The 12115-nt window shown below is 64.0% G+C and carries 11 protein-coding genes; 5 read left to right on the forward strand and 6 right to left on the reverse strand.

Going from position 1 to position 12115, the window contains the following annotated elements; translation table 11 throughout:
* The first annotated feature begins 14 nt into the window (after positions 1-14).
* A complete protein-coding gene (gene irrA / locus RX331_RS00305) occupies positions 15-506 on the forward strand; it encodes an iron response transcriptional regulator IrrA (RefSeq protein ID WP_065752496.1) in 492 nt (163 codons plus the stop codon).
* Between the two features lie 150 nt (positions 507-656).
* On the opposite strand, the gene RX331_RS00310 is transcribed toward irrA, so the two are convergent.
* On the reverse strand, positions 657-1184 hold the full coding sequence (locus tag RX331_RS00310) for an SH3 domain-containing protein (RefSeq protein WP_317254704.1): 528 nt from the start codon (positions 1182-1184) through the stop codon (positions 657-659).
* A gap of 336 nt (positions 1185-1520) precedes the next feature.
* Between RX331_RS00310 and RX331_RS00315 the strand changes: the two genes are divergently transcribed.
* On the forward strand, positions 1521-2522 hold the full coding sequence (locus RX331_RS00315; RefSeq protein WP_317254705.1) for a D-glycerate dehydrogenase: 1002 nt from the start codon (positions 1521-1523) through the stop codon (positions 2520-2522).
* 46 nt (positions 2523-2568) lie between these two features.
* Here RX331_RS00315 and RX331_RS00320 read toward each other — a convergent pair whose 3' ends face one another.
* Positions 2569-3489: a LysR family transcriptional regulator gene (locus RX331_RS00320; protein WP_317254706.1), complete on the reverse strand. Its 921-nt coding sequence runs from the start codon at positions 3487-3489 to the stop codon at positions 2569-2571.
* Between the two features lie 119 nt (positions 3490-3608).
* Here RX331_RS00320 and RX331_RS00325 point away from each other — a divergent pair, with 119 nt between their 5' ends.
* Positions 3609-4613 carry an aldo/keto reductase gene (locus RX331_RS00325; protein ID WP_317254707.1) on the forward strand — a complete coding sequence of 335 codons (1005 nt, stop codon included), beginning with the start codon at positions 3609-3611 and terminating at the stop codon, positions 4611-4613.
* 12 nt (positions 4614-4625) lie between these two features.
* Here RX331_RS00325 and RX331_RS00330 read toward each other — a convergent pair whose 3' ends face one another.
* Complete coding sequence (locus RX331_RS00330) at positions 4626-5429, reverse strand: molybdopterin-synthase adenylyltransferase MoeB (RefSeq protein ID WP_317254708.1); 804 nt, start codon at positions 5427-5429, stop codon at positions 4626-4628.
* Positions 5430-5583: 154 nt separating this feature from the next.
* On the opposite strand from RX331_RS00330, the gene RX331_RS00335 reads away from it, so the two are divergent.
* Positions 5584-6963 carry a serine protease gene (locus tag RX331_RS00335; protein WP_410708058.1) on the forward strand — a complete coding sequence of 460 codons (1380 nt, stop codon included), beginning with the start codon at positions 5584-5586 and terminating at the stop codon, positions 6961-6963.
* 81 nt (positions 6964-7044) lie between these two features.
* On the opposite strand, the gene RX331_RS00340 is transcribed toward RX331_RS00335, so the two are convergent.
* Positions 7045-9147, reverse strand: coding sequence for a methyl-accepting chemotaxis protein (locus tag RX331_RS00340; RefSeq protein WP_317254709.1), 2103 nt, complete (start codon positions 9145-9147; stop codon positions 7045-7047).
* A 582-nt stretch (positions 9148-9729) separates the two neighbouring features.
* On the opposite strand from RX331_RS00340, the gene RX331_RS00345 reads away from it, so the two are divergent.
* Positions 9730-10506, forward strand: a complete 777-nt coding sequence (locus RX331_RS00345; protein WP_317254710.1) for a ParA family protein — start codon at positions 9730-9732, stop codon at positions 10504-10506.
* A 103-nt stretch (positions 10507-10609) separates the two neighbouring features.
* Here the strand turns inward: RX331_RS00345 and RX331_RS00350 are convergent, their stop codons facing one another.
* Both RX331_RS00350 and mutM read right to left on the reverse strand, forming a co-directional pair.
* A complete protein-coding gene (locus RX331_RS00350) occupies positions 10610-11134 on the reverse strand; it encodes a GNAT family N-acetyltransferase (protein ID WP_317254711.1) in 525 nt (174 codons plus the stop codon).
* Between the two features lie 29 nt (positions 11135-11163).
* Positions 11164-12045, reverse strand: a complete 882-nt coding sequence (mutM, locus tag RX331_RS00355; RefSeq protein WP_317254712.1) for a bifunctional DNA-formamidopyrimidine glycosylase/DNA-(apurinic or apyrimidinic site) lyase — start codon at positions 12043-12045, stop codon at positions 11164-11166.
* Positions 12046-12115 lie beyond the last annotated feature (70 nt).

Genomic DNA, 12115 nt, shown 5'->3' on the forward strand with positions numbered 1-12115 from the left:
TGCCCGAAGTGGACATGAACGACCAAGCCTCGCCCCTGAACGACGACGGTATCGATCCGGCTGCCCGTGCCGCCGGACATCAGCCGGCGTTGACCGGCTGTCCCTGGCACGACGTCAACGAGATGCTGCAGGCCGCGGGTCTTCGGCCCACCCGCCAGCGCATGGCTCTGGGCTGGCTATTGTTCGGCAAGGGCGCCCGCCACCTGACCGCGGAAATGCTCTACGAGGAGGCGACCCTGGCCAAGGTGCCGGTGTCGCTGGCTACCGTCTACAACACGCTCAACCAGCTCACCGATGCCGGGCTACTGCGTCAGGTCTCGGTCGACGGCACCAAGACCTATTTCGACACCAACGTCACCGCGCACCACCACTTCTATCTCGAGAACAATCACGAGCTGGTCGACATCCCCGATCCGCATCTGGTGCTGTCGAAGATGCCCGACGTGCCGGAAGGCTACGAGATTTCCCGCGTCGACATGGTCGTGCGGCTGCGCAAGAAGCGCTAAAGACAAGCGCAACTTGTCATACGCGGGCTTGACCCGCGTATCCATCAATCTTCATCAAACGCTTTTCCAAAGTGGATGGATTGCCGGGTCATAGGCGAGCGGAAGCGACGCCGTCCTTCAGACGGCTATGCCCGGCAATGACGAGTGGCGTCACTCCACCTTCTCGTCGGCGTAGACGCCCCACAGGCGCTGCTGCTCGATCCAGCCGTCAAAGCCGTTGCCGATCACGCGGCACCAGCCATTCGCGCATTTCTTGACCTGCGCGACGACGCCGGCCTGCAAGCGGGCCGCTACCGCGCTCGTCTTATCGGGACGATCATAGATCGACGCCAGATCGTCCTTGCTCTTCATGGTAACGACCGCGGTGCGGCGGCCTGACAGCAGCGAATGATAGACCCAACCCTCCGAGCCTTCGGAATCGCGCACGCGGCGCCAGTTCTCGAATTCGGCGGTTATTTCGACCGGCAGGCCGGAGCGGGTGTAGACCCAGGCGACATCATTGTCCTTGGTCGGACCGGCGCGGACGTTCACATGATCGGATTTGAGGCTGACATATCGCGGCACCGGCAGGCCGCTCGAAGTGGTGGCCGAATCCTTGGCCGAAAATCCTGCACTGACCGATGCGATGAGCCAGCACGCCGCCAACCCCGCCACCGAACAGAAACGTCCCAACGCCATCAACTCGCCTCCTGGCGGGCACCTGCAACTCGGCTCCCCGAGTTGAAACCGCCCGCTTACGCCCGAAAACCCCCAAGACCCCTTGTGCACCGCGCCCATCGCACCTGTCCGAGGGGGTTCTTGTCTTGGCCCGGCCTTCTGATAGAGAGGACGGAACGCCAAGAACCAGAACGCCCGGATTTTCTGCCGAAAATCCGAGGCAAGTATTGGGGAACCCAAGGGACTTACCTCACGAAACCGCCGGATGCCGGGACCGCGTGGCCACCGCAGTGTCGAACAACCGGGTTAATGAGGCCTGAACGGCGCCCTTTACGTCGTCCCTCATGAGAGCTGGACATGTCGGTTAAGAAAAAACCTCTCGTCGTCGTCACTCGCAAGCTGCCGGACTCCATCGAGACCCGGATGCGCGAGCTGTTCGATGCGAGGCTGAATCTCGACGACACGCCGATGGCGCCGCAGCAGATTGCAGAAGCCAGCCGCTCGGCCGACGTGCTGGTGCCGACCGTCACCGACACGATCGGCGAGGAGATGCTCAAGCACCCCGACTGCAAGCTGCGCATGATCGCCAATTTCGGCAATGGCGTCGACAATATCGACGTCACCGCGGCGCATGCGCGCGGCATCACCGTGACCAACACGCCCAAGGTTCTGACCGAGGACACCGCCGACATGACCATGGCGCTAATCCTCGCCGTGCCGCGGCGACTGATCGAAGGCGCAACGATCCTCCCCGAAGGCAAGAACTGGCCGGGCTGGTCGCCGACCTGGATGCTCGGCCATCGCATCGGTGGCAAGCGCCTTGGCATCATCGGCATGGGTCGGATCGGCCAGGCGGTCGCCCGCCGCGCCCGTGCGTTCGGGCTGCAAATCCACTATCACAACCGCCGCCCCGTGGCGCCCGTGATCGCCGAGGAGTTAGGGGCGACCTATTGGGAAAGCCTCGACCAGATGCTGGCGCGGATGGACATCATCTCGGTGAACTGTCCGCACACGCCGGCGACCTATCATTTGCTGTCGGCGCGGCGGCTGAAGCTGATCCGCAAGGAGGCCTATATCGTCAACACCGCGCGCGGCGGGGTGATCGACGAGGACACGCTGGTCAAGCTGCTCGAAGCCGGCGACGTCGGCGGCGCCGGCCTCGACGTCTACGAGCACGAGCCCGCGGTCAACCCGAAGCTGGTGCGCCTCGCCAAGGCCGGCAAGGTCACGCTGCTGCCGCATATGGGGTCGGCAACGATCGAAGGCCGCGTCGAGATGGGCGAGAAGGTAATCATCAACATCAGAACCTTCCTCGATAACCACAAGCCGCCGGACCGCGTGCTGCCCAGCATGTTGTGATGCGGCCGGATTGGCCCCGCGCCTACCCTCCGGGGTAGGGTAAAGATTACGGTGTCTTGCTCTTTCGCCCTTCCTGCTTCCGCCATTGCGCAACAAAGGCCACGAATGCCGCCAGCGCCGGCGGCGGCTGGCGGCGGCTGGGGTAATACAGAAACGGCCCCGGAAACGGCGGGCACCAATCGTCGAGCACGCTGACCAGCGCGCCCGACTTGATGCCGTAGCGAACGTAGCCCTCGAACGTCAGCCAGAAGCCAACGCCGTCATGAACGGCGCGTAGCGCGAGGCCGAGATAGGTCGCGATCAGCTTTGGTGGCGGCGAGACCTTGACGACGCGTCCCGCCTTTTCGAATTCCCAGTCCAGCATCGCGCCGCTGCCGAGCCGGGTGCGGATGCATGAATGCTCGAGCAGCTCCTTCGGATGTTTGGGACGGCCATGCTGCGCGACATATTCGCGCGAGGCCACCACCGCATAGCGTTGCGGCGCCCCGAGCGGGACCGCGATCATGTCCTGCGCCAGGTGCTCGCCATAGCGCACGCCGGCATCGAATCCCTGGGCCACGATGTCGACGAACGAGCTCTCGCCGACGATTTCCAGATCGATTTTTGGATGCGCCTGAAGGAACGGCGCGACCATCGGCGCCAGCACCAGATCGATCGCCGGCGGCGGCGCGTTGATGCGCAAACGCCCCGATGGCACGGACCGCAGGCCGCGTACCTGGTCCAGCGCCGCACCGACGTCAGACATCGCGGGCACAACGCGGGCCAACAAAAGCTCGCCGGCTTCGGTAAGCGCGACGCTGCGCGTGGTGCGGTTCATCAGGCGGACGCCGAGCCGCTCCTCCATGTCGCGCAGGCGCTGGCTGAGGCTCGAGACGGAGACGCCCTGCTCGGTTGCGGCGCGGCGGAAATTGCGCGTGCGCGCCACGGCGACGAACGCGTCGAGATCGCGGAGATCGAAATCCTTCATTGTTCGATATATTGAACAGGCTATTTGAAATTGTCCAGCTTATCGCGTGAACGGAGCAGGTTCATATCAGCCTCGTCATCACGGCGGCATCGCCGCCACCGCTCACGAGGAGAACCACCATGGAAAAGCGCAATCTCGGCACGACGGGCCCGGCCGTCTCCGCCATCGGTCTCGGCTGCATGGGCATGTCGGATTTCTACGGCCCCGCCGACCGCGGCGAGAGCATCGCCACTATCCATGCCGCGCTCGATGCCGGCATCACGCTGCTCGACACCGGCGACTTCTACGGCATGGGCCATAACGAGATGCTGATCCGCGAAGCGCTCACCTCGCGTAACAGCGACAACTTGCAGATCAGCGTGAAGTTCGGCGCCCTGCGCGATCCCGCCAGGAATTGGTCCGGCTACGACAGCCGTCCGGCGGCGATCAAAAACTTCGTCGCCTATTCGCTGCAGCGACTCGGCGTCGAGACGATCGACATCTATCGGCCCGCGCGGCTCGACCCGGATGTGCCGATCGAAGAAACCATCGGCGCGATGGCCGACATGATCAAGGCCGGCTGGATCAGGCATATCGGCCTTTCCGAAGTCGGCTCCGATACGATCCGGCGGGCGCATGCGGCGCATCCCATCGTCGATTTGCAGATCGAATATTCGTTGCTCGCACGCGGCATCGAGAGCGACATCCTGAAGACTTGCCGCGAACTCGGCATCGGCATCACCGCCTATGGCGTCCTCGCGCGCGGCCTGATCAGCGGCCACTGGACCAAGGATCGTTCCACGGCGCAGGATTTTCGCGGCATGAGCCCGCGCTTTCAGGGCAGCAATCTCGATGCGAACCTGATCCTCGTCGACGCGCTGCGGCAAATAGCAGACGAGGTCGGCGCTTCACCGGCGCAGGTCGCCATCGCCTGGGTCGCAGCGCAGGGCCGCGATATCGTGCCGCTGGTCGGGGCTCGCCGTCGCGATCGTCTCGCCGAGGCGCTCGGTGCGCTCGACGTCAGGCTGACGTCAGCCCATCTGGCTGCGCTGGCCGAGGCGTTTCCACCCGGAGCAGCGGCCGGCGCACGCTATCCCGAAGCCCAGCTCGCGCATATGGATAGTGAGAAGCGTGTCGGCCCGTAGCCGATCGAGGGCCTACGCCGCGTGCCCGCTCAGATCGATGATGACGGGCACGTCGCCGTTGAGCGGGTTTTGCGGATCGCGCGTGTAGCGCAGCGTTTCGAACCGCATCGCGCGCGCATCGACCATCACCAGCCGGCCGACCAGGCTCTCGCCGAAGCCGACGATTTCGCGGATCGCCTCCAGCGCCATCATCGATCCCAGCATGCCCGCGAGCGCGCCCATCACGCCGGCCTCGGCGCAGGCCGGCACCGTGCCCGGCGGCGGCGGTTCGGGAAACAGGCAGCGGTAGGTCGGATTGTAGTGGCCGTCGGCGTCGCGCTCATGCGCCCGGATCGTGGTCAGCGATCCGTCGAACTGGCCGAGCGCCGCCGTGATCAACGGCTTGCCGGCAAAGAAGCAGGCATCGGACACGAGATAGCGGGTTTCGAAATTGTCGGAACCGTCGAGCACGAGATCGTAGTCGTCGATCAGCGGCATCACATTGCCCGCGCGGAGGCGAACGGCGTGAGCCTCGAACTGAACATGGGGGTTGAGCGCTTGCACCGTCTCCGCGGCGCTGTCGACCTTCAACCGTCCGATATCCGGCGTGGTGTGAATGATCTGGCGCTGCAGGTTGGACAGCGAGACGACGTCGTCATCGACGACGCCGAGCCGGCCGACCCCGGCGGCGGCCAGATACATCAGGACCGGCGCGCCGAGACCGCCGGCGCCGATCACCAATACGGATGCATTTTTCAACGCCGCCTGCCCCGGGCCGCCGACGTCGCGCAGCACGATATGGCGGGCGTAGCGTTCGAGTTCGTCATCCGTCAGCATGGACTTCTTCCCTGCATCCTCGCTATCCGATCCTCATGGTGAGGAGAAACGACCGGCGATCCCTGAACCGGGGCGCGGTTGTTGCCGACTAAGCAGATGTGCTTAATTGGCCGCGCGTCAATAATCACGCTCCCCTATTCTGCCGGGATTTGTCATGAGATCGGTGCTTTCGGCAACATGGATGATGACGGCCTTAGGGCTGATATTCTCGGGACCTTCGGCGCAGGCGCAGATGACGCCGCCTTTGACGGCCGAAACGAAGCCCAAACCGGTAGCGACAGAGCCGATCCGTCCCGCGGTGCAGAAGCCGGAGGACACCGCCAAGGGCCTGAGCCAGACCGAGCGGCTGGCGCTGCAATCGGATCTTGCCTGGGTCGGGCAATATAACGGCGCCATCACCGGCGACGTCAGCGAGCGCATGGTCAACGCGATCAAGGAATTCCAGAAATCGCGCGGCGGCAAGCCGACCGGCGTGCTCAATCCGCAGGAACGCGGCGTCCTCGCCGAGATCGCAAAGAAGAAGCAGGACAGCGTCGGCTGGAAGGTCGCGACCGATCCCGGCACCGGCGCCCGCCTTGGCATTCCGACCAAACTGGTACCGCAGCAGGCCAGCGACGCCAACGGAACCAAGTGGACTTCGTCCACCGGCACGATCCAGGTTCAACTGGCACGGCGCAAGGAAGCCGGCCCCACCACGGCAAAGCTCGCCGAGCGCGAGAAGAAGGAGCCGGGCCGCAACATCGACTACACGGTGGTCAAGCCGGATTTTTTCGTGCTGTCCGGCCTGCAGGGACTGAAGAAGTTCTATATCCGCGGCACGTTTAGGGGCGACGAGGTCCGCATCCTCACGATCATGTACGACCAGGCGACCGAGAACACCGTCGAGCCGGTCGTGATCGCGATGTCGAGCGCGTTCAACGCATTTCCGGTAGCCGCGCAAACGGCCGCGCCGCCGCCGCGCAAGACCGTGGAATACGGCACCGGCGTCGTCGTCAGCGATGACGGGGCCATCATTGCCGACCGCCAGATCGCCGACGGCTGCATCGCGATCGCGATTGCCGGCTTTGGCAATGCCGATCGCATCGCCGAGGACAAGGCGCACGACCTCGCGCTCTTGCGCATCTATGGCGCGCGCGGGCTGAAAGCACTCGATCTTACCAAGCCCGCTACGAAGACGGCGCTCGATCTCACCGGCATTGCCGATCCGCAAAACCAGGGCGGCGGCTCAGCCGTGACCAGTGCCAAGGCTTCGGTGGCCCAGCTTGGCGGCAGCGGCGACCTTGCACTAACGCCGGCACCGGCGATCGGATTTTCCGGCGCGCCGGCGCACGATGGCGACGGCAGGTTTGCCGGCGTCGCATTGCTGAAGCCGGTTCAAGTCGCCGGACCGGCGACCGACGCCCCCGCGGCGCAGGCGGTGCTCGTGACCACCGATACGTTGCGTGGTTTTCTCAGGGCGAATGGTGTGGACGCGACCGGGGAATCAACAGACGCGAAGGCATCGGTGGTTCGCGTGATCTGCGTGAGGAAGTAGCCGCCAGAAGCAGTTGTTCGCGTCCCGGACGCGGTGCAGCGTGCAAGGCTACGTCCGGGGCACGATCATTTCGCCTGGAAATCAAGCCGCCTTGATATTGTTGAGGAAGGCTTCGACCTCGCCCCGCATCGTCTCGGACTGTTTCGACAATTCGCTGGATGCCTGCAGCACCTGATGGGCGGCAGCACCGGTATCGCCGGCGGCCTGCTGAACGCCGACCACATTGGCCGAGATTTCGCTGGTGCCGGCCGCGGCCTGTTGCACGTTGCGGGCGATCTCCTGCGTGGCCGAGCCCTGCTCCTCAACGGCGCTGGCAATGGCGGACGCGATCTCGTTCATTTCATTGATCGTGGAGGTGATCCCCTTGATCGCGGTCACGGCATCGCTCGACGAGTTCTGGATCGCCGAGATCTGCGCGCCAATCTGCTCGGTCGCCTTGGCGGTCTGCTCGGCAAGGCTCTTGACCTCGGACGCCACCACCGCAAAGCCGCGGCCCGCTTCGCCGGCGCGCGCGGCCTCGATCGTGGCGTTGAGCGCGAGCAGGTTGGTCTGCGAGGCGATGTCGTTGATGAGCTTGACGACGTCGCCGATGCTGGCCGCGCCGTCATACAGCCCTTGCACGGTGACGTTGGTGCGGTCGGCCTCCTCGACGGCCTTCTGCGCGATCGCCGCGGACTGCGCCACCTGCCGGCCGATCTCGGTGACCGAGCTCGCCAGCTCCTCCGAGGCCGCCGCGACGGTCTGCACGTTGGTGGAGGCTTCCTCGGTGGCGGCCGCGACCGCGGTAGCCTGGTTCGAGGTCTCTTCCGCGGTGGCCGTCATTGAGGAAGCCGTCGCCTGCAGCTCGGTCGAGGCTGACGACACCGACCGCAGCACATTCGATATGCTGGTATCGAATGCCTGGGTCAGTTCGTTGACCCGCATCGCCCGCGCCATGCGCGCCTTCACCGCCTCGGCGTCCTTGTCGGCGAGCTCCTTGGCCTCGATCATGTTCTCCTTGAAGATCAGCACCGCCTTCGCCATCAGGCCGATCTCATCCTTCCTGTCGGTCGCGGGGATAGCGACCGAGTGATCGCCGCCGGCGAGCTTGCCCATGGCGCCGACCATCTTGAGGATCGGCGGCACGATCGACCGGTTAGTCAGATGCACGACCGTCACTGCGACGCCGATACCGACGCCGAGCAGCACCCAGAGCAGCGTCGCGAGGAAATTGGTCTCGGCAAGGACGGCGTCGCCATCCCGTTTCAGATTGTTCTGCTGCCGTGAAACCATCCCGCCGGCACGCGCGCCGGTGGCGTCCTTGGCGCCGGCAAAGATGTCGAGCAGCTTGTTGGCACGGGGCGCCGCCTCGTTGGTCAGGAACCATTGCGCCATGTTCCAGCGGTCGGAAGCGCGAATTTCGAACATCTTCTGCGGCAGTGGCGCAAATTTGGCGCGGGCCGCGATGAGCGCGTCGAAGGCCTTCTGCTGGCCGCCCGTCATCTCGGTGCGCCGCTTCGCGAGCGCCTCGAACTTCTTCTGATTGAGCGCCCAGAGCTGCTCGAACTCGGTCTTGAAGGCGGCATCAGCGGTCAGCAGATAAGCGCGGATGGCGCCAATCGCCGAGGCCATGCTGCCGCGCAGATCGGCAAAGTCGATCAACAGGCTCTTGCGTGCATCCGTCGAGGCGATGCTGCCCTCCTCGTCGATGATCGAGGTAGCGTTTTGCAGCATCAGCTTGGCGAGCGGCGCCGCTTCGGTGGCCAGCAGCTTCGCCGCCGGCTGTTCGTCCAGCGTGTGGGCGATCGCTTCTGCCTTGTCCTGCGCGCTGCGCAGCTCGTCGAGCAATGGCTTGGCCTGGCGCCAGTCCGCCTTGTTCTGTTCGGCCGTCCAGTGGCCGGAGAGATCGTCCATCCTGGCGCCGTAGCGCTGCATTTCCTTCCAGAGCATCGCGCGCTCGGCCTTGAACGAATCATTGCCGGTGATCAGCCACCCGCGCAGCGAAGCCAGCGAAGCGTAGACCCCGGCCACGACTTCGCTCGCGGTCATGGCGGTGGGTACACGAAGGTTCACCGTGCGATCGGTGGACTCGTTCACCGCGCTGACCTTGACGATGGTCGTACCAACCACCACGGCGAGCAGCGCACAAAGCACGCTGAAGCCAAGAATCAACCGTCCCCGGATATTCAGGTTCACGAGCGTCACGGATTTGATCTCCATCAATGGCAAAAGTGCCCGGAATTCAATGCATCGAGGGTCAGGCGTTACCGTGAACAAAGGACAAATCGGCGAACCGTACTAGTACGCAGTTTGCTCGCGCCGATTGCGAAATCTCCCGTAAAACGACGGAGCTATGGCGGGTAAATGGAATAATCCGGCGCGCGCAGGGCTGCCATCAGCTAAGCCCGAACCTCGCGCCGGCGCGCGCAAGTCCGCCGCCGATGGCGATGGCGTTCCGTCTGCGCGCCATCACGCCGCGCCCGACATCTTCCATCCTCGTGTAACTGGGATGCTGGCTGCGCGATCCCGCCAATGACCCGTGATGCTGCTTTCCCGTTTCTTGTTGTGGTTTCACTGGGCACAAACTGCACCGCGCGGCAGTATTTGCCCGGATGACCACCATTCCAGAATCGTGCATCATTGCAAGCAGACTGATTCGGACAACCGCGATCCCCTGACCTTTGGATCGGGCTGGCACGTCTGAACGAGCGCGTAACCTGGCGTTGCAGAATGCGACGCAGCTCGTGGCGTAATCCAAATGCCTGAAAGCCATCCAGAGGACCTGAAATGCAGACGATCGTATTGGCCACCCAGAAGGGCGGCTCCGGAAAAAGCACGCTCGCCATCAGCCTTGCGCTTGCCGCCATCCGGGCCGGACACAATGTCCGCGTGATCGAGACTGATACGCAGGGCACCCTTTCGAACTGGAAGCGCCGCCGCCCTTATGCCGCGCCGATCGTCGAACCGGTTTACGCAGCCAGGGAGGTCGAGCAGCGCCTGCAATCGCTCGCGCGCGAGGGCGTGACGGTGACAATCGTGGATACCGCCGGCGGTATCACCGCCGCGACCACTTCAGCGATACGCTATTCAGATTTCTGCCTGATTCCGACCCGTCCGAGCATTGCCGATATCGAGGCAACCGCCCCGACGCTGAGCTGTATCAGGGCGTGGAAAAAGCCGTTCGCCTATGTCCTGAACCAGGCCCCAATCCGGGGCGCTGCGCGCCTCGCCGGCGCGGAAAGCCTGCTGAGCGACGAGGCCGCGCTAGATATCGACGACATCGTTGCCCGTCCCGTCATCATGATGCGGAACGATCACCAGGACGCGCTGACGGCCGGCCTTGCGGTCTGCGAATACGCGCCGGGCGGCAAATCCGCCGAGGAAATCCGCGATCTCTGGCAGTGGATCGAAACGCGGCTTGGCAATGTCGCGCCTGCCAGCGTCGAACCGGTCATCGAGAAGTTCGTGGAAAGGGAACGGCCCACGAGACTTTCGACGGTGGCCGCGCTCACCTCCATCGTAAACGACACCGCGATATTCCTGAGGGCGCAGGCCCGAAACTGACAGCCCTTCCCGCGACGGGGTAGCGAGCGACCTGTCCGCCCCGCTCAAAGGAGCAACGGCGGAGGCAATCCAGCCACCAGCCCCGCTGGATTGCTTCGCTTGGCTATTGCTCCCGGCGCAGCCAGTTTTTGCGCGTCTCGCGCCATCTTTCCGTGCGCGTCTGACCGTTGTGATGGGCAATCTGAACATAGCCGACGAATTCGGCGCCGGTCTTCTGCTTGACTCGCCGTGACGCTTCATTGGTAACGGCATTACAGAAGTGCAAAACGTCAACCCCGAGGACGCGGAACGCAAAATCGTTCACCGCTGTCACGGCTTCGGTCATCAAGCCCTGATTCCAATAGCGCTCGGCTAGCCAAAATCCGCGGTTGCCCTTGGGATCATCGACCCACGGGCGCAGGCGGATATTCCCGATCGCCTCGCCGTCACTGCCGCGCAGCACCAGCATCCAGTTATAGATCACTTGTCCCGCCGCGACCCGCTCCAATTCCCGCTCGATGAACGTCACCGCACCATCTTCCGGATATGGCCAGGGAACGTTCTGGGCGAGATGCTGGATGATGTTCCAGTTGTTGAAATGGCGCTGGATCGCCGGCGCATCCGACATCGCCAGCGGCCGCAGGATCAATCGCGCCGTCTCGAGCGTCGGGGTTTCGGTTATTTCTGACATTTCGGACACCAAAAGGTCGATCGGCCATTCTGCACGAAGCGCCGCACGATGCCGCTGCACGCCTTGGTCTGGCACTTCTCGCCTTCGCGGTCATATACCGCGAAGGAATGCTGGAAATAGCCGAGTTCGCCGGAGGTCAGGCGATGGTCGCTGATCGAGGAGCCGCCGGCCTCGATTGCCTGATTCAATACCGAATGAATCGCTCCGACCAGCCGCCCGGCATGGTCGGTCGGCTCGCCCTTTTTCGTCGCCAGTGTCGCCGCCAGCCGGCGCGGCGACAGATGCGAGCGGTACAGCGCCTCGCAGACATAGATATTGCCAAGACCAGCGACCACGCGCTGGTCGAGCAACGCGGCCTTCAGACTGGTCTTCTTGTTATGGCAGGAGCGCGCCAGCATCGCGGCATCGAACTCGTTGCCGAGCGGCTCGGGGCCAAGATCCTTCAGCAGCGGTTCGTCCTCCAGCGCGTTGCGGGCGATAATCTTCATATAGCCGAAGCGGCGCGGGTCGTTGAAGACGATGGAGGCACCCGATGACATGTGAAACACCACGTGGTCGTGCGCGCGATCCTCGCTGCGCGGATGATGAAATTGGCCGGGCGTATCGTCATGGCCGTCGTCGAGCACCCGGAACGAGCCGGACATGCCCAGATGCATCACCAGAACGTCGCCGGAGCCAAGATCCGCCATCAGGTATTTGGCGCGGCGGCCGAGACCGGTCACGGTCTGGCCCTCCAGCCGCGTGGTAAAGTCTTTTTGAAAGGGAAACCGCAGATCCTTGCGCCGGGCTTCCGCCTTGAGGATTTTCGCCCCCTCCATGGCCGGCTGCAGGCCGCGGCGGACGGTCTCAACTTCGGGCAATTCAGGCATACAGGCATTCACCTTATGGAGGTGACGTGATAGCGCCATTGCGCCGGGCGCGCTATGGTCCGGTAGTGGA

Source organism: Bradyrhizobium sp. BWA-3-5, from assembly GCF_032917985.1.
In the GTDB taxonomy this organism is placed as follows: Bacteria; Pseudomonadota; Alphaproteobacteria; order Rhizobiales; family Xanthobacteraceae; genus Bradyrhizobium.

Bases quoted from the DNA above. Each gene is read 5' to 3' on its own strand.
- irrA (WP_065752496.1), top strand. From the start codon at position 15: ATGAACGACCAAGCCTCGCCCCTGAACGACGACGGTATCGATCCGGCT.
- RX331_RS00310 (WP_317254704.1), bottom strand. From the start codon at position 1,184: ATGGCGTTGGGACGTTTCTGTTCGGTGGCGGGGTTGGCGGCGTGCTGG.
- RX331_RS00315 (WP_317254705.1), top strand. From the start codon at position 1,521: ATGTCGGTTAAGAAAAAACCTCTCGTCGTCGTCACTCGCAAGCTGCCG.
- RX331_RS00320 (WP_317254706.1), bottom strand. From the start codon at position 3,489: ATGAAGGATTTCGATCTCCGCGATCTCGACGCGTTCGTCGCCGTGGCG.
- RX331_RS00325 (WP_317254707.1), top strand. From the start codon at position 3,609: ATGGAAAAGCGCAATCTCGGCACGACGGGCCCGGCCGTCTCCGCCATC.
- RX331_RS00330 (WP_317254708.1), bottom strand. From the start codon at position 5,429: ATGCTGACGGATGACGAACTCGAACGCTACGCCCGCCATATCGTGCTG.
- RX331_RS00335 (WP_410708058.1), top strand. From the start codon at position 5,584: ATGAGATCGGTGCTTTCGGCAACATGGATGATGACGGCCTTAGGGCTG.
- RX331_RS00345 (WP_317254710.1), top strand. From the start codon at position 9,730: ATGCAGACGATCGTATTGGCCACCCAGAAGGGCGGCTCCGGAAAAAGC.
- mutM (WP_317254712.1), bottom strand. From the start codon at position 12,045: ATGCCTGAATTGCCCGAAGTTGAGACCGTCCGCCGCGGCCTGCAGCCG.